This is a genomic window from Streptomyces tauricus (assembly GCF_014650955.1).
Lineage (GTDB): Bacteria > Actinomycetota > Actinomycetes > Streptomycetales > Streptomycetaceae > Streptomyces > Streptomyces tauricus.
In genome coordinates, this window is record NZ_BMVY01000019.1 from 73,048 (window position 1) to 88,744 (window position 15,697).

The 15,697-nt window shown below is 72.7% G+C and carries 13 protein-coding genes and 1 pseudogene; 4 read left to right on the plus strand and 10 right to left on the minus strand.

Features of this window, described 5'->3' with window-relative positions; translation table 11 throughout:
* Nucleotides 1–89 precede the first annotated feature (89 nt).
* Genes IE278_RS25805 through IE278_RS25815 form a run of 3 tightly spaced genes read left to right on the plus strand, consistent with a single transcriptional unit; the run spans nucleotide 90 to nucleotide 4,385 of the window.
* Nucleotides 90–1,742: an MFS transporter gene (locus IE278_RS25805; protein ID WP_189775648.1), complete on the plus strand. Its 1,653-nt coding sequence runs from the start codon at nucleotides 90–92 to the stop codon at nucleotides 1,740–1,742.
* A complete protein-coding gene (locus IE278_RS25810; RefSeq protein ID WP_189775649.1) occupies nucleotides 1,739–3,685 on the plus strand; it encodes an MmgE/PrpD family protein in 1,947 nt (648 codons plus the stop codon). The genes IE278_RS25805 and IE278_RS25810 overlap by 4 nt, the downstream gene beginning before the upstream one ends.
* Complete coding sequence (locus tag IE278_RS25815) at nucleotides 3,675–4,385, plus strand: SGNH/GDSL hydrolase family protein (RefSeq protein WP_189775650.1); 711 nt, start codon at nucleotides 3,675–3,677, stop codon at nucleotides 4,383–4,385. The genes IE278_RS25810 and IE278_RS25815 overlap by 11 nt, the downstream gene beginning before the upstream one ends.
* Before the next feature lie 15 nt (nucleotides 4,386–4,400).
* On the opposite strand, the gene IE278_RS25820 is transcribed toward IE278_RS25815, so the two are convergent.
* The 7 genes from IE278_RS25820 to IE278_RS25850 form a co-directional block, all read right to left on the minus strand.
* Nucleotides 4,401–5,366 carry a ferritin family protein gene (locus IE278_RS25820; protein WP_189775651.1) on the minus strand — a complete coding sequence of 322 codons (966 nt, stop codon included), beginning with the start codon at nucleotides 5,364–5,366 and terminating at the stop codon, nucleotides 4,401–4,403.
* Nucleotides 5,363–5,866, minus strand: coding sequence for a flavin reductase family protein (locus IE278_RS25825; RefSeq protein WP_189775652.1), 504 nt, complete (start codon nucleotides 5,864–5,866; stop codon nucleotides 5,363–5,365). The genes IE278_RS25820 and IE278_RS25825 overlap by 4 nt, the downstream gene beginning before the upstream one ends.
* On the minus strand, nucleotides 5,863–6,381 hold the full coding sequence (locus tag IE278_RS25830; RefSeq protein ID WP_246570647.1) for a hypothetical protein: 519 nt from the start codon (nucleotides 6,379–6,381) through the stop codon (nucleotides 5,863–5,865). Before IE278_RS25830 ends, IE278_RS25825 begins: the two co-directional genes overlap by 4 nt.
* Nucleotides 6,381–6,860 carry a type II toxin-antitoxin system RatA family toxin gene (locus tag IE278_RS25835; protein WP_189775653.1) on the minus strand — a complete coding sequence of 160 codons (480 nt, stop codon included), beginning with the start codon at nucleotides 6,858–6,860 and terminating at the stop codon, nucleotides 6,381–6,383. Before IE278_RS25835 ends, IE278_RS25830 begins: the two co-directional genes overlap by 1 nt.
* Nucleotides 6,861–6,869: 9 nt before the next feature.
* Nucleotides 6,870–8,129 carry an aspartate aminotransferase family protein gene (locus IE278_RS25840; RefSeq protein ID WP_189775654.1) on the minus strand — a complete coding sequence of 420 codons (1,260 nt, stop codon included), beginning with the start codon at nucleotides 8,127–8,129 and terminating at the stop codon, nucleotides 6,870–6,872.
* Between the two features lie 13 nt (nucleotides 8,130–8,142).
* Nucleotides 8,143–9,285 carry an acyl-CoA dehydrogenase family protein gene (locus IE278_RS25845; protein WP_189775655.1) on the minus strand — a complete coding sequence of 381 codons (1,143 nt, stop codon included), beginning with the start codon at nucleotides 9,283–9,285 and terminating at the stop codon, nucleotides 8,143–8,145.
* 90 nt (nucleotides 9,286–9,375) lie between these two features.
* On the minus strand, nucleotides 9,376–11,040 hold the full coding sequence (locus IE278_RS25850) for an aldehyde dehydrogenase family protein (RefSeq protein ID WP_246570661.1): 1,665 nt from the start codon (nucleotides 11,038–11,040) through the stop codon (nucleotides 9,376–9,378).
* A gap of 160 nt (nucleotides 11,041–11,200) precedes the next feature.
* Between IE278_RS25850 and IE278_RS25855 the strand changes: the two genes are divergently transcribed.
* Complete coding sequence (locus IE278_RS25855) at nucleotides 11,201–12,199, plus strand: DUF2156 domain-containing protein (protein WP_189775656.1); 999 nt, start codon at nucleotides 11,201–11,203, stop codon at nucleotides 12,197–12,199.
* A gap of 113 nt (nucleotides 12,200–12,312) precedes the next feature.
* Here the strand turns inward: IE278_RS25855 and IE278_RS42450 are convergent, their stop codons facing one another.
* The 3 genes and pseudogenes from IE278_RS42450 to IE278_RS42460 all read right to left on the minus strand — a co-directional run bounded on the left by IE278_RS42450 (nucleotide 12,313) and on the right by IE278_RS42460 (nucleotide 15,492).
* Nucleotides 12,313–12,795: an AfsR/SARP family transcriptional regulator gene (locus IE278_RS42450; RefSeq protein ID WP_246570663.1), complete on the minus strand. Its 483-nt coding sequence runs from the start codon at nucleotides 12,793–12,795 to the stop codon at nucleotides 12,313–12,315.
* 6 nt (nucleotides 12,796–12,801) lie between these two features.
* Nucleotides 12,802–13,107: pseudogene (locus IE278_RS43095) on the minus strand (AfsR/SARP family transcriptional regulator); the annotation flags it as partial.
* A 189-nt stretch (nucleotides 13,108–13,296) separates the two neighbouring features.
* Nucleotides 13,297–15,492 carry a helix-turn-helix domain-containing protein gene (locus IE278_RS42460; RefSeq protein ID WP_246570649.1) on the minus strand — a complete coding sequence of 732 codons (2,196 nt, stop codon included), beginning with the start codon at nucleotides 15,490–15,492 and terminating at the stop codon, nucleotides 13,297–13,299.
* Nucleotides 15,493–15,697 lie beyond the last annotated feature (205 nt).

A 15,697-nucleotide genomic window follows, 5' to 3' on the forward strand; every position in this document is an offset into this window, starting at 1 on the left:
CTGTCGGTCATGTCGCGTTGACTGACTGACCGTCGGTCATTACCTTCTCACGCAAGCCCCGCTCCGGCCCCTCACGGTGAGGACCCGCAATGAGCGACGCAGCACCCGCGACCGGTGCACGCACCACGCGCCGTTGGACCAGGCGCCGTTGGACCGCGCGCCGGCGGACCACGCACCACTCGAAGGGACTGCTCCTGTCCTTCGTCTGTTTCGGCGTGTTCATGGTCTACCTCGACGCCACGATCGTGAACGTGGCGCTGCCCGAGATCCAGCGCGACCTGAACGCGGACCTGTCCGGACTCCAGTGGGTGGTCGACGCCTACGCTCTCGCCTTCGCCTGTCTGCTGCTCACCTCGGGCACCGTCGGCGACATCATCGGCCGCAAACGGCTGTTCCTCGCCGGTCTGGCCGGCTTCACGCTCAGCTCGGTCCTGTGCGCGCTGGCCGGTTCGACGGAGACCCTGCTGCTCGGGCGGGCGCTGCAGGGCGTGTGCGGGTCCATCATGATCCCGGTGTCGCTCGCGCTGGTCTCGGCGACCTACACCGAGCCGGCCGCCCGCGCGAAGGCCATCGGCGTCTGGGCCGGGATCGGCGGACTCGCCCTGTCCGCCGGGCCGTTGGTCGGCGGACTGCTCGTCGACACCGTCGGCTGGCAGTCCATCTTCTGGGTCAACGTACCCATCGGGGTGCTCGCCACCGCCGTACTGGCCCGGCTGCTGACCGAGAACCGCGGACCGCGCGCCCGACGTCCGGACATCGTGGGACAACTGCTGTTCGTCGTCACGATCGCCGCACTGGCGTACGCGCTCATCGAGGGCAACAGCCAGGGCTGGACCTCCGCGCTCATCGTCGGCGCCTTCGCCGCGTCGGGTGCGGCACTCGTGGCCTTCGTGCTGTGGGAGCTGCGACAGGCGACACCGATGCTGCCGCTGACACTGTTCCGGGAACCGGTCGTGGCGGTGGCCGGAGCCGTCAACTTCCTGAGCCTGTTCGGCCTGTTCGCGGCGATCTTCCTGCTCACCCTCCAGCTGCAGAGCGTCCAGGGACTGAGCAGCATCGAGACGGGCGTACGGTTCCTCGCGCTGACCGTGCCCATCATGATCGCCTCGTTCGCGGCGAGCGTCGTCGCCGCCAGAACCGGACCGCGCGCCCCCGTCGTGGGCGGCTCGCTCCTCTCGGCGGCCGGTCTGTACGGCCTCACCGTGCTCGAGGCCGACAGCGGCTTCGGCGCCTACTGGTGGGCGCTGGCCCTCCTCGGCGTCGGCGTCTCCTTCACGGGCGCGCCCGCGACCGTCGCCCTGCTCGGGTCCGTACCGCCCGAGCAGGCCGGCACCGCGTCCGGCATCTCCAACACGTTCCGCCAGGTCGGGGCCGTGTTCGGGGTCGCGCTCGCGGGGGCGCTGCTGCTGCGCCATCTGCGGGACGCGCTGCCCGGCGCGCTGGCCGGGGTGCCCATGCCGCAGGACACCCGCGAGCGTGCGTACGCGCTGCTCAGGGACGGCGACCTGTCCCGCGCCGACGCCCTGCCGCCCGCACTGCGGGAGCCGGTCCTCGACGCCGTGGGCCCCGTGTTCGCCGACGGCATGCACCTCGTGACGCAGGTCGCGGCGGCCGGCACGCTTCTCGGCGGGCTCTGCGCGCTGCTGCTCCTCGGGCGCGGCGCGGGGCGGGTCGCCGCTGACGTCCCCGCCGTGCCCGAGGCCGCCGAACCCGCCGGGACGACGACGGGACACACCCGGTGACCTCCGCGCCGGCCGACGCCTCCGGTGGCCGCACCCTGATCCGGCGACTCGCCGAGTGGGCGAGCGACCTGGAACTCGACGACGCCCCCGACCGGGTCGTGGCCCACCTCGGAAGCCAGCTCCTCAGCCAACTGGCCGCCGCCCGCACCGGATACGCGCATCCGCTCGGCAGACGGATCGCGCGGGCGTACGGCGGCCCGCTGCAGCCGGACCCCGCGCGGGCGGCCGTCTCCCTGGCGATGGCCGCGATCTGCCTGGACCACGACGACACGGCGTACGCGGGACACCTCTCGCACTCCTGCGTCACCGTGCCCGTCGTGTACGCGCGGCAACTGCGGCTCGACGGAAGGCAGTTGCTCGCCGCGATCCTGGCCGCCGACGAAACCGCCGCCCGGGTCACGGCCGCCGCCACCCTCGGCCCCTTCCGTGGCCAGGCCGCCGCGCACACCCACCTCGCGGGCACGGTCGCCGGCCGGCTGCGAGCCCTCGATGCTCCCACCCGCACCTGGGTGAACGGGCTCGGCCTGGCCTTCTCCGTGCCCCCGTGGCCCCTCACCCCGGGTTTCCTCTCCACCGACGCCAAGGGGTTCGCCGCGGCGGCGCCGATCCAGACCGGCCTTACCGCCTGCGACGGGGCCCTGGCCGGACTGCGCGGACCCGCGGACGTACTCGAACACCCGGAGGGATTCCTCCGGCGGTACGCGGACGTGCCGCTGCCCGAGGAGGCGGTGGCCGGGCTCGGCACGCTCTGGCACACGGAGACGCTCTCCTACAAGGTCCACCCGGGCAGCGCCTACATCGGTGCCGCCGTCGACTGCGCGGTCGACTGCGCGGCCGGGCTGCGGGCCGCCGGGGCCGACCCCGACGACATCGCGGAGGTCGTCGTCGAAGGATCCCTCCTCACCAGCGGACTCGACCGGGCGTCCCGGGCACGGCACATCGGCCCGGACGCAGACGTCGCCGCACTCAACTTCTCCCTGCCCTACAACGTGGCGACCGCCCTCCTCACCGGCACCCTCGAACCCGCTGACCTCATGCCTCCCGCCGTCGAACGCCCCGAGCGCTGGAAGCTCGCGGCGAAGGTACGCACCGTCCACGACCCGCACCTCAGCCGCGCCGCGCTCCTGTCGACCGCGCCCCTGGGCCAGGCCCTGCGGCGCGCGGGCGAACACGCCGACGCCTGGGTGCGCGCGGCCGACGCGCGCGCCGCCGACATGCTGCCCCCCTCCTGGCTGGCCCCCGAGACCGACTTCCGCTTCGCGACCAAACGCCTGGGCGCGCGGGTGACCGTACGGCTGCACGACGGGCGGGAGCTGTCCGCGCACCGGGCGCAGGCCGTCGGGGCCGCGGGCGGCGGGGAGCACACGGCACTGGCCGGCGAGAAGTACCTGAGAAGCGGCGGGCACCCCGAAGTCCCGCACATGGTCGCGGATTTGGCGGGCCTCGATGCGAACGGGGTGGCAGAACTGATCTCCCTCGCGCTGTCCGGAGCGGCGGACGAGGCGCGGGCGGAGATCTCCCGGGGCGAACGGCGGCGCCCCGGACGGAGTCGGCGGACCCTCTCGGTGGACACCCGTGCGTTGGAGGGGGCGTACGGGCGTCTGCTGGGGTCCGCCGACTCCGTCCCCGACCGTGAGCTGGCCGAACTGGCGCTGGAGGCAGCCGCGTTGGCGGCCTCGGGAGTTCTCTCCGAGGCCGAGGTGGAGGCGGCGGCCGTCGACGCGCTCCTCGCCTCGGCGCCGCGGGACGTGCTCGTCGACCTGGTCCGCCGGAACGCCGCCCACCTGCTCGGGGTGCTCGACCGGATGCCCGCGGGCGACGAAGGTCACTGGGCACGGGTCGTCGAGGAACTCCGCGACCACGTCGAGCGTGCGCAGAAGAGCGCGGGGGAGCAGCGCGGGACGAGCGGGGAGAAGAGCGCGGAGCGGGCCCATGACGGATGACACGGACGCACCGCCCCGCACCCCTCCCACGGAGGACGACGACCCGCGCTGTCTGCGTCCCGGCGAGGCCGTCGCCGCCCTCGCGCACGCCCCCTGGCGGCGGGTGGTGATCCTGGGGGAGCACGAGTCGCGTCCGGCACGGGCCGCCGTCGTACCCGGCTACCGTGCCGTGAGCTGGAGCGACCGGGTGTCCGCCGCGCTCCGTGCGGCGCACCCCGACCTCGCCTGCCGTGCCGCGCGCGGCCGCAAGGACCTCTCCCTGTTCGAGATGCGCTCCCGGCAGGTGCAGGACGCCCTCGTCTTCCGCGGCGACCTCGCGCTGATCTCGTGCGGCGGCCCCGAACTGCGGGAGGCGACGTTCGACCTCGACTCCATGGAGGTCGAACTCAGCCGCGTCCTGGACTCCCTGCTGTGCGCCACCTACCGCCACGCCGTCGTGATCAGCCCCTTCGACCGGTCCACGGCGGGCGGCCCGCAAGCGGCCCCGCCGGATGCCGTACGCGAGCGTCAGCTGCGGCTGGTCCAGCGCATCGCCCTGGTGACGCTGCACCACGCGGCGCAGCACGTCGACCTGATGCGGCACCAGCGCGGACTCGACCCGCGGACCCTGTGGGCGCCGGGTCCCGGCCGGCTCAGCAGCAGAGGGCACGCGGTGGCCGCCGCGGCCGTGGTGCGTGCCCTCGCGCGTCGGCAGGGGTGAGTCGCGGGCCGTGTGTCAGACGGCCTCCGGCAGCCCCATGTACGCGAGCCGCCGGTTCTGCATCTCCTCCGACCACCGCAGCGCCGTGCCGACCCGCTCCTCGACGGTCGTGTCCACCAGGCGCCGCCCGGGCCAGATCTCGTAGTCGCCGACCAGATCGGCGTGCTGGTCGAGCCCCTTCTGGAACAGGGCCTCGCGGCTCAGCACCATGTCGGTGACGGGCAGTTCGCTCCACAGCCGCCGCCCGCGGACGATGAGGTCCAGGATGCGCGGCCGGTCCTCGGGGTGGGCGAGGAGGTGTTCGCGGGCGACGGAGCTGCCGACCGTGAGGTGGCGTATCTCGTCGATGCCCGCGCCCCGCTCGATGTCCGAGGCCGCCGGGTCGAAGATCCGCCACTTGCGTTCGCTCAGCTCGGCGGCCGGCGCCAGGACACCCTCGACGAGGATCGTCAGCACGACGACACCGCCGATGAAGTCGCTCTCCTCCCGCAGGACCCGCAGACCCAGCTCCTCCAGCGGGGCGAGGACCGCGTCCCGGTCCGCCCCCGCGAGCCGCTCGACATCGGCGGTGAGGTCCGCCACCCCCAGTGCGGTGAGGTGGTTGCGGAACACCATGGAGTGCCGTGCCTCGTCGATCAGCTGGGTGGCGTAGAACTCCATCGTCTCCAGGGACGGCGCCAGGGCGACCAGGTACGAGATGGCCCGGGTGGCCTTCTCCTCGGCGATCGAGCGGAAGGCCAGTTCCCGGGTGAGCGCGTCGTTGAGCGGGCCGGGCTCACGGGTGACGTCGAGAGGTACGACGTCCGGGGCGTGTCCGGCGACCTGGCCGCGCAGGGTGCCCTGCGGCACCGAGCGCAGCCAGTACCCCAGATCGCAGGTGGCGGCGGTCAGTTCGAGGTTCATCGCGCCCTCGACGAGCGAGGGGGCGTTCTCCCAGTCGGCCTCGGCCGGGACGCCCGGAGTGTCCGGGAGGTCGGTCATCGTCTGCTCCTGTCGTGGAGGGCACTGGTGGGTCGGGTGTTCAGCAGGGGTGATCCGGTGCCGGCCCGGGAGGTCAGGACACGGGCCAGCACCAGTTCGTGGTCGCCGACCGGCACGGTCCGCTCGACGCGGCACTCCAGCCAGCCCACGGCGTCGCGCAGCAGCGGGGCGCCGCAGGCCGAGCGGCCGTCCCACAGGCCGGTGGCGTCCGGCAGGTCCCAGCCGTCCGCCCGGTCGGAACGGGCGAAGCGCCGGGCCAGCGGGGCCTGCCCGTCGGACAGCGCGTTGGCCGCGAAACGGCCCGAGCTCAGCAGGGTCGCCAGCCCTCTGCTGCCCTGCCGCAGGGCGACGGAGACCATGGGCGGGCGCAGTGAGGCGACGCACAGGGTGCTGACCGTGACGCCGTGGGCCCGTTCCGCCGGGCCGCACGTCAGGACGGCGACCCCGGCCGCGGACCGCCACACCGCCGTGTCCTCGCTCAGGAGGCCGGTGCCGGTCATGTCGCCCTCGCGTCGAACCGTCCGGCGGACCGACGCTCCTCATCGGCGGTGTCCATGGTCTCCGTGTCCGGGGACGGTGCCGCGTACTCGGCGCGGAATCGCTCGTACGCCGGATGCGTCTGAGGCTCGAAGCGCAGCCCGAACGGTTTCAGGGAGTTCCCGAACAGCGCCCGGTCGCCGAAGAGATGGATCGGCAGCGCGAGCAGCGCCCACTCCGCGCCCGACAGCCCGGTCCACGCCAACGCCACCAGACCCTGGGTGACGAGGCTGTGTGTCACGTTGTAGAGGACGTGGTACGTCCGCGGGATCCGCCTGCCCCTGGCCCGCCGGTGGGCGATCGCCCCCGGGAGGTAGCCGATCAGGTCGATGTACAGGAAGAGGGCGAGCGCCGGCAGCCAGCGCACCTCGTCCAGGTGTGCCAGGAACAACGCCGTTGCGACGACGAGACCGAGCCCGTACTCCAGACGGATGAGCCGGTAGGTGACCGGCGTCTCGAAGAGATTGTGCGCGTCCATCAGGCCGCCACCGCGGGTTCGTGTTCGCCGGCCTCCTCGGGACCGACGACCGTCGCGTCGGGGAACAGGCCCGTCAGGACGGTCGCGATGGTCTCCTTGAGCACCCGCTCGGCCACCGGGTCGAGGATCCCCGCCAGGCTGGGGATCCCGAAGTCGAACTCGGCGGCGAAGTCGATCAGGCAGCCCGCGCCGACCCGCACCCGCCACGTACCGGTGAACTCCTCGAAGTCACCGTGCAGTTGGCGGAAGGCGATGGTCAGCCGCTCCTCGTCGAACCGGTCGGCCTCCGTCCAGCGCAGGATGCCGTTGCGGAAGAACACCTCCCAGTCGCTGTGCTCCTCGCCGTCCGGCCCCTCACGGACCGTCACCGACTTCACCACGGGCGACAGTTCGGGATAGCGGGCGAAGTCCCGGACCCGCCGGTACGCCTCGTCGGCGCCGACACCCCCGGTCCGTACCGTCAGTCGTGCGCTACGCATGTCGTCACGTCACCTTCCATAGCGGGCCGACTGCGCGCGGCAGGCCCGGTCGAGCGCTTCGTAGAGGAAGTCCAGGTCGCCGCGGGTCAGCACGGCGGGCGGTGTCAGCCGCAGGACCAGATGGGAGTTGAGCGAGTGGTTGGCGACGACCCCGTGCTCGATCAGCTCGATGAGCAGGTCGCCCGCGGCCCCCGGCTCGGTGAACTCCACGCCCAGCAGCAGGCCCCTGCCGCGCACCTCGCGTACCGCGCTGCCGTAGTGGGCCCGGACGATCCGGCCCAGCACGTTCAGGATCTCGTCGCCCAACACCCGCGCGCGGTCGACCAGTTCGTCCTCCTGGATCGCCGCGAGGGCCCCGCGCGCGGCGGCCGTCGCGAGGGGGGCGCCGGAGAACGTCGAGGTGTGCAGATAGGGGTCGCGGTCGAGCACCGAGAACGCCTCCGGTGTCGAGAGCACCGCCGACACGGGGACGACCCCGCCGCTGAGCCCCTTGCCGACCAGCAGCAGATCGGGGCGGACGTCCTCGGCGTCGGCGCCCCACCAGCTGCCCAGGCGGCCCATACCGGTCTGGATCTCGTCGAGGACGAGCAGCGCCCCGTGCTCCCGGCACAGCCGCTCCACCTCCCGCAGATAGCCGGGCGGCGGGATCACGACCCCGGCCTCGCCCTGCACCGGTTCGACGAACACGCACGCCTCGCCCGGCGCCGCCGCCAGTGCCTCGGCGAGCGAGGCGGTGTCCCCGTACGGCACATGGGTGATGTCCGGCAGCAGCGGCCGGAACGGGTTCTGGAAGACCTCCCTGGCGGTCAGGCTCAGCGCCCCCATGGTCTTGCCGTGGTAGCAGGACTCCATCGCGATCAGCCGGGTCCTGCCCTGGGTACGGGCCACCTTGATGGCGGTCTCCACGGCCTCCGCCCCCGAGCCCGCGAAGTGCACGCGCTCCAGGCCGGGCGGGGCGACGGACACGAGCGCGTCCGCGGCGAGGGCGACCTGCGGCTCCAGGAAGAGCCGGGTCGCCACGGGATGGGAGTGGAGCTGCTCGGTCACGTACCGCAGGACTGTGGGGTGCCGGGCGCCGGTCAGGAAGACGCCGTAGCCACCGCAGTTGAGGAACCGGCCGCCGTCGGCCGTGGTCACCCAGGCGCCCTCCGAGGCGACCTCCACATGGCCGCCGAACAGCTCGCCGAGGGTGGCCCGGCCCTTGCTCAGCCGACTGCGGTACAGCCGGCCGACGTCCTCCCGTGCGGTCGTCGCGGGTGCGACGGTCATGATGTCCTCCGCCTCACGCGAGCCGCAGCGGACTGCCCGCCACGTGCTCCAGATAGGGGGCGGCGAAGCTTGCCCGGGACGGCGGGTGGAAGCCGAGCGCGTGTGAGACGGCGGCGAGGTACGCGACCTCGGACGAGGCGATGAACGCCGTCCCGCCGAGCATCTCGACCGCCCGCCGCACCGCGTCGCCCAGCGCGTCCTGCGCCGCGAACCGTGCCACGAGCGCCTTGCCCAGAGCCTCGTCGTCGCTCTCGCCGTCCCGCAGCATCCGGGCGACACCCTCAAGGAGCAGGTTCGCCGTCTCCAGCCCCATCACCAGGCCGGCGCGGTCCGACGTGCTGTGCTGCCGTACGAGGGCACGCTCGACCAGTGCGCCGGCCGCGCCCAGGTAGGAGGCGGAGATGAGCAGTTCGAACCAGAGGAAGCCGGTCGTCTGCAGCTCGTCGAGCCGGCCCGGCTCGGCGGCGGCCGTCCGCATGAGCAGCTGCTCGTCCACGAAGACGTCGGTCAGCCGCACCTCGTCGCTCTCCGCCCCGGCCAGCGCCCAGCTCTTCCAGAAGGGGTGCACGCTGATGCCCTCGGTGGGCCGGGGCAGGAGCATCACCGCCAGCTCCGTACGGTCGCCGTCGCCGTCCTTCGTGGGCAGTGCCACGCTCGCGGTCAGCAGGTCCATCGACGCGGACAGACTGCACGGCTTCTTGCTGCCGTTGACCAGATAGCCGCCGTCGACCGCCTCCGCCCGGACCGTCGGGGCGAGGATGCCCTGACCCGGCCGCCCCTCGGCGAACCCGGACGCCACCAGCAGGCTCTGTTCAGCGATGCCTTCGAGCAGCGCCCACTCCATGCCGGAGCGCTGCACGCTGTCGGCGAGGGTGAACAGGGTGGCCACGGAGAAGTGGTGCATGGTCGTGGCGACCGCGAGGGACGGTGAGTGGGCGCCGACCGCGCGGACGACCGCGAGCGCCTGGAGCGGGTCGGCCCCACCGCCGTGATACCTGGTGGGGATCACCAGTCCGGGGCCCCCGCAGGCCCGGAAGTGGTCGAGCGCGGGACTGCCCGGTGTCTCCAGTTCGGACAGGGGGAGGTCGTCGAGCTTGTCGAGCAGGCCGGGGAGAAAGGCCTCACAGGTCTCCCGGGCGTGATCCATCGAACGCATGGGTTCCTCGAACTCCTGAATGGCTGAGAACTCATCTATGGCGAAGGCGCGGCGAAGGCGTGGCGACGGGGTGGTGACGCCCGCTCCAGGTCAGGCCGCGGGGCGGCGGCCGGTGCCGAAGACCGCGTCCCGGGGGCGGATCCCGCCCGGTGAGACGCTGACGCCCTGGACGTGCGTGGTGCGCAGGGCCGGGTAGTTGGCCTCGCCGAACACCCCGCCGGTCAGGCCGGTGCCGCCGTGCGAGGGCAGATAGGGCAGGAACCCGATGTGCGAGTCGTTGACCTTGAGCAGACCGCCCTCGGTGACACGGTCGACGAAGCGGTCGACCACCGTGCGGTCGGCGGCCCACAGCGAGTTGCGCAGCCCGTAGCCGGTGCTGTTCACGAAGTCGATGAACCTCTCCAACAGCCGCTCGTCGTCGTCCGGTTCGGCCACGATCACGGGCAGCAGCGGGAAGAACGTCTCCTGGCTGACGGCCGTCATCCGCCGGGCGTCCGTCAGTCCGCGCACGAGGACGACGGTCGGCTCCAGGAAGATGCCCGCGGGGTCGCGCGTACCGTCGACGAGCATCGCGTGCCCGCCGCAGACCAGCTCGGCGCCCTGCAGCAGGGCGTCGTCCAGACAGTCGAAGAACTTCTCGTTGCGCAGCACCGGTGTGAGCAGCACGTCCTCGTCGCCCGCGCGGCCGGGCCTGACGAGACGGGCCTGGCGGACCAGTTCGGCCAGCAGCGGCTCGGCGACCTCGGGATGGACCACGACCTGGTTGGGGATCATGCACAACTGGCCGGAGCCGAAGAACCCCTCGGTCAGCGCCTCGGCGGCCAGCTCGACATCGGCGTCCTTCCAGATGGTCACCACGTCGTTGCCGGCCAGCTCCAGGATCGGCTTCTTGCCCGCGGCCACGCACCGGTCCTGGAAGCGGATGCCCGCCTCGCTGCTGCCGAAGTACATGATGTCGTCGACCAGCGGGCTCTCCAGCCAGGCGTTCAGCAGGGGAGCGGGGTCGCCGCAGACCACCCCGAGGGTGCCGGGGGGAGCGCCCACCTCGTCCAGCACCGGGGCCACCAGCTCCTGCAGCGCGTACATCACCCCGAGGGGCCCGCTCCTCGGGGCGCGTACGACCAGGGCGTTGCCCGCGAAGATCGCGTGGACGCCGAGCAGCGCGCTGGCCATCGGGGCGTTCTGCGGCGGGTTCAGACAGACCACACCGTCGGGCCTGCGGCGTACGGAGATCTCCCGTACGCCGTGCCGGAACTCCTGGTGCAGCTGCGAGTGGTAGAAGCCGACGGACTCCGGACCCCAGCACTCCAGCATCCCGGAGACCTGCCAGCGGGCGAGCACCCGCGGGTGCCCCTCCTGGACCAGGATCTCCTCGATCTCCTCGGCGCGTTCGGCGACCCGGCGGTGCAGCAGCGTGCACACCCGGTCGAGCCGGACCTCCAGCGGCACGGCGGCCCACTCGACGGCGGCCCGGGACGCGGCCTCAAGGGCCAGGCGCACCTCGTCAGGACCGGCCTTGGCGACCCGGCCGACGATCGAGGACGGCAGTTCCCCGTCCGGGGCCTGACCGCGTTCGAGGCGCCGCTTGAGCGTCAGGTTGGAGAAGGCGTCGTCGAGCAGCGCGGCCGCGTCGACCACGTACACCCAGTCGTCCCCCGTGACACTCCGGCCCCCGATGTACGAGCCGTAGCTCCGTGCGTCGGGACCCAGCCGCACCTCGTTTCCCTCACGCACTTCACGCGTACTCGCCTGTATTCCGGTCACGCCGGCCCCCTGCTCGATCTCCCGCTGATTTCCCACAAGCTTCCAGCCGCTGCTGAGAAGGGTCTGACACCGGACTGAGACGGCCGTTTCAGGAGGATCGAAGGACGGGGCGCGAGGGTGGGGAATTGATGCGACGACAGGGGGACGGGATATGTCAACCACCCGGGAGACGGCGACATTCGAAAGGGTTCTGTACGCGCTCGGCGAGTACGCGGAGAATTCCAGCGCGTTCCTCGCCCTGAACACCGGGAACGAGTACTTCACCCGTCCCGGGAGTGCGGGAGTGGTCGTCTACCGGCGCGCGGGACGCTATCTGATCCAGTTCGGCGGACCGCTGGCCGCCGAAAGTGAACGGCCCGAACTCCTCGCCGCCTTCCTCGAATTCGCCGCCGCCCGGCGCCGGAGGGTCGTCGCCGTTCAGCTGCAGGGCGAGGACGTCGAGCTGCACGCCCGTGCTGGATTCACGGTGAACCAGATCGGCTGCTCGTACGCGCTGGAACTGCCCGGCTTCACCCTGAAGGGCACCCGGTTCGTGAAGCTCCGCAACAAGATCTCGCGGGCCCGGCGAGCGGGCCTGGAGGTCGACGAGGTGCCGTTCGGCGAGGTCGCCGACGAACTGGCGGCCGTGGACCGGCCCTGGCTGCGCGCCAAGGGACGGCATGTGAAGGAGATCGAGTTCCTGGTCGGACAACTGGGCGGACCGGCGCAGACCGAACGGCGGCTCTTCGTGGGGCGGATCGAGGGGAAGGTCGTCGCCTACATCTCGTACTCGCCGGCGTACGGACGGCACTCCGGGTGGCTGCACGATCTCACCCGCCGGGTGCCGTCGAGCGTGCCCGGGGTCCTGGAGGCCGTCAACCTGCGGGCCATCGAGGTGTTCCGGAGCGAGGGCGCGCAGTGGCTGCACCTCGGGTTCACGCCTTTCACCGGGCTGTCCGAGGAGCACGAGCCGGCTGCGGCCAGCGCGTCGACCGGTCGTTTCCTGCGGTTTCTCGCAGACCACGGGGAACGGGTGTACCCGGCGGCGAGCCAACTGGCGTACAAGGAGAAGTGGGCGCCCGGCCTGGTGCTCCCGCAGTACCTCGCCTTCCACGGGCGGGCCCGGGCGGGCGCGGTGTGGCGCCTGCTGCGGGTGACGAAGTCGGTGTGACGGTGGGGCGGGACGGTGGTGGGGCCGTGGTGTGACGGTGGTGAGGCGGTGGTGAGGCGGTGTCGTCGCCGGGCGCGGACCCGGCGACGACACCGCCGTACGACGGCCGTTCCTCAGACCGTCAGCGGTTCCCGTCGCAGCACCTTCTCGAACTGTGCCCGCAACGCGTCCCCCGGCTCCAGACCGAGGTTGTCGGCGAGCCGACGCCGGGTGCGGTGGTAGACGTCCAGGGCCTCCGCCTGCCGTCCCGACCGGTACAGCGCGGTGATGAGCTGCTCGCAGAAACGCTCGCGCAGCGGATAGCGCGCGTGCAGGGGATGCAGCTCCGTGATGATCTCCCGGTGCTGGCCCAGCCGCAACGAGGCGTCGAAGAAGTACTCGTACGCCGTCAGCCGGGTCTCCGTGAGCCGGGTGTACGCCATCCTGCTGATCAGGCCCTGCCCGGTGTCCAGCAGTGCCGGGCCCCGCCACAGGGCGAGGGCCTGGTTCAGCAGCGGGATCGCCTGCCCGGGCGCGGACCTGTGGAGCGTGGCCGCCTGTCGGGTCAGATTGCAGAAGAGTGAAGCGTCGATGTCGTTCTCGGGCAGAGAAAGCATGTATCCGAAACTCGATGTACGAATCAGATCACGCAGATTGTCCTTTCCGGTGTGCGTGTCAATGATGCGGCGAAGACGGGCGACATGGCCGTGCAGGGAGTTCTCCGCATTGCGCGGGAGATCCTCGCCCCACAACTCGTCGATCAGATCACTGCGTGAAACCGGCCTGTTGGGTGAGAGTGCCAGTGCGGCCACAGTCGCCCGGAGTTTCTCGCCGGGCAGACGCAGCGTGACGGGACCATCCGTGAGTTCTAATGGCCCGAGGAGACGAACCTTCAATTTTTCCCCCGTGGTTCGAGCGTGTACGAACACGTGAAGGAAGGGTAATTCCCGCTTTCGGGTGGAGCAACGAGGTGGCCGCAGAGGTGAGGCGTCCCACTGTCCGTGGCGCCATTCGCCTTCTGCGCCCCGGGAGCCCCGCGCCTTTCACGGCCACCGGCGGTGTTGTCCGGTCTTCTCCGGTGTTCCCCGGTCTTCTCCGGTGCCGCCCGGCCGTGGCGTTCAGCCCCGGTAACCGCGCAGCTTCCGGTACAGCGTCGCGCGGGCGATGCCCAGGGCCGCCGCCGCGCGCGCCTTGTTGCCGCCGTGACTGCGCAGTGCCTCCAGGATGGCGGTGCGCTCGGCGTGCTCCATCGGACTCAGCGGCCGTGCCGGGGGTCCTTCCCGGACGGGGTCCGGCAGTTCGGCCCGCCGCACCGGCCCGGTGGACCGCCGCCTTTCGGCCAACGCCCGGACCAGGTGGGCGAGTTCGGTGACGTTACCGGGCCACGTGTGCCGTTCCAGGGCGTGCAGCGCGTCCAGGCTCCAGGTCAGGGGCGGCTCGCCGGGCGCGGGCCTAGGCGTCAGTTCCGCCAGCAACTCCCTGAGGTCGTCAGGGCGTTCACGCAACGCCGGCAGCGCCACCGAGCAGGCGGCCAGGCTGTCGAGCAGCCGCTGGAGGCAGGGCCCCGGGGGAGTACCGGGCGTGTACGTGACCAGGAGAGGCGCGTGCGGATGCGCGTCGAGGAGGGAGTTGAGCGAGGCGACATCGGCCGACGCGAGCTGCTCGGCGTGCCGCAGCAGGAGGGGCCGGCCGGTGGCCGCGGCTGGGTCGCAGGCCGAGGCGACGTACCAGCCGTCGGCCGAGGTCTCGGCCCGGCTGTCGGCCGGCGTTTCGGCCCGGTCGTCGGTCGAGGTCCTGGCCCGGCTGTCGGTCGACGTTTCGGCCCGGCCGTCGATCGGCGTCCCGGCCCAGCCGTCGGCCGACGTTGCGGCCCAGTCGGCGATCGCGTCGGCGGCCGGGCGCTCCGCCGCGTCCACGACCAGCGGGGGCGGTCCTCCGCGCGCGGCCAGCAACTCCCTTGCCAGGAAGGTCTTTCCGGTGCCCCGCTCGCCGGTCAGCAGCAGGGGCCCACGGGAGCGCGCCAGTTCCGCCGCCCGGCTCGTCGCGTGCCGCCAGGGGACGGAACGCCCGGCGAGCGCGACGCGGGGCCGCCCGACGGGTTGTGCGGGCACTCCGGCGGGCGGTTCGATGACGGCGACGACGCCGATGACGACGCCCTCGTGGCGTACCCGCGTGACCCACGCGGTACCGGCGGCGTCGGGGAGCGCGAGGGCACACGGGCCTGGCTGTTGCGCCACATCCAGCGCGTCCGGGTGCTCCGGCTCCTTCGGCCCCTCGGGCCCGTCCGGCTGGTTCGGCCCGTGCGGCCCGTCCGGCCTCTTCGGCTCGTCCGGCCCCTTCGGCCCCTCTGGCCCCTCTGGCTGGTTCGGCCCGTCCGACCTCTCCTGCTCCTCCGGCCCGTTCGGCTCCTTCGGTTCCTTCGGCTCCTCGGGTCCCTTCGGCCCCTCCGGTTCGTCCGGCTGGTTCGGCCCGTCCAACCCGTCCAGCTGGTTCGGCCGCCCCGGCCCCTCCGGCCGGTCCCCAGCCGTGCCCAGTTGCAGCGCTGCCAGCGCTTCCAGCGCCGCCAGTGCCGACGGGGGAAGCAGTCCCGCCGCCGTCTCGTTCAGCAGGCGATTGCGGCCGTCCAGGGCCACCACCGCCGCCCCCGGCCGGGCGGCAGCCCGCTGGTAGGCGTCGAGCAGGACGCGTTCCGCCGTGCGGGACCGCGTCAGCAGCTCCGCCTCGACGGCCGCCACCGTGGCCTCGGCGAGGGCGGCCCCGGGATGCGGCGAGCGCTCGGCGCAGAGGCCGGACGCGACGGTCACCGTACCCAGGACGCGGCCGTTCTCCGGCGCCAGCACCGGAACGCTCACCGCGGACACGTCCTGCCACAGGTCGAGGAAGTGCTCGGGGCCGTGCACCTCGGCGCGACTGCGGCTGCGCAGGGCGAGTGCCGCGCTGTTGTGCCCGACCTCCCGCTCGGACAGGTCGGGGCACCTCTCCTCGTGCGGGGTGTTCCCGCCCGACCACAGCACCCGCAGGCGCTCGTCGGTGAGGACCACGGCCGACTGCCCGCAGGAGAGCGGGGGCTCCAGCCGTTCGAGTACCGGCCGGGCGGCGGTCAGCAGGGTGGACCCCACCGGAGGCGCGGACCGGGCGGACCCGCTGAGGTCGTGCGGTACGCCGAAGAAGCGGGCGCGGCGCCAGGCGGCGGCGACCTCGGCCGGTACGCCGTCGGGCAGCGGGAGCCCCGTCAGGAACCGCTCGCGTGCCCGGCGCAGCGGGGTGAGGGCGGGAGGGGTGGACAGGGCGGGGGAGTCGTTCGCGGTGGTCACAGCGCCGTCCACGGTACCCGGGTGTTGTTGAAGGAGTAACAAGGGGTGGTGTCGCCCGCCGGGCGCGCGGGCGTGTGCGGGCGCCCGCCGTGCCCGGCCGCGCAGTTCCCCGCGCCCCGGAGGGGCAGGCGCGGCGGCCTCGGCGGAGGTGGATGCGGGGCGATACTTGGCGGGACGCGGGAAACGCGAGGCGCGAGGCGGGAGT

What these genes read in the sequence shown, in the direction of transcription:
- IE278_RS25805 (WP_189775648.1), top strand. Translation starts at nt 90, where the DNA reads ATGAGCGACGCAGCACCCGCGACCGGTGCACGCACCACGCGCCGTTGG.
- IE278_RS25815 (WP_189775650.1), top strand. Translation starts at nt 3,675, where the DNA reads ATGACGGATGACACGGACGCACCGCCCCGCACCCCTCCCACGGAGGAC.
- IE278_RS25820 (WP_189775651.1), bottom strand. Translation starts at nt 5,366, where the DNA reads ATGACCGACCTCCCGGACACTCCGGGCGTCCCGGCCGAGGCCGACTGG.
- IE278_RS25825 (WP_189775652.1), bottom strand. Translation starts at nt 5,866, where the DNA reads ATGACCGGCACCGGCCTCCTGAGCGAGGACACGGCGGTGTGGCGGTCC.
- IE278_RS25830 (WP_246570647.1), bottom strand. Translation starts at nt 6,381, where the DNA reads ATGGACGCGCACAATCTCTTCGAGACGCCGGTCACCTACCGGCTCATC.
- IE278_RS25835 (WP_189775653.1), bottom strand. Translation starts at nt 6,860, where the DNA reads ATGCGTAGCGCACGACTGACGGTACGGACCGGGGGTGTCGGCGCCGAC.
- IE278_RS25840 (WP_189775654.1), bottom strand. Translation starts at nt 8,129, where the DNA reads ATGACCGTCGCACCCGCGACGACCGCACGGGAGGACGTCGGCCGGCTG.
- IE278_RS25845 (WP_189775655.1), bottom strand. Translation starts at nt 9,285, where the DNA reads ATGCGTTCGATGGATCACGCCCGGGAGACCTGTGAGGCCTTTCTCCCC.
- IE278_RS25855 (WP_189775656.1), top strand. Translation starts at nt 11,201, where the DNA reads ATGTCAACCACCCGGGAGACGGCGACATTCGAAAGGGTTCTGTACGCG.
- IE278_RS42450 (WP_246570663.1), bottom strand. Translation starts at nt 12,795, where the DNA reads ATGCTTTCTCTGCCCGAGAACGACATCGACGCTTCACTCTTCTGCAAT.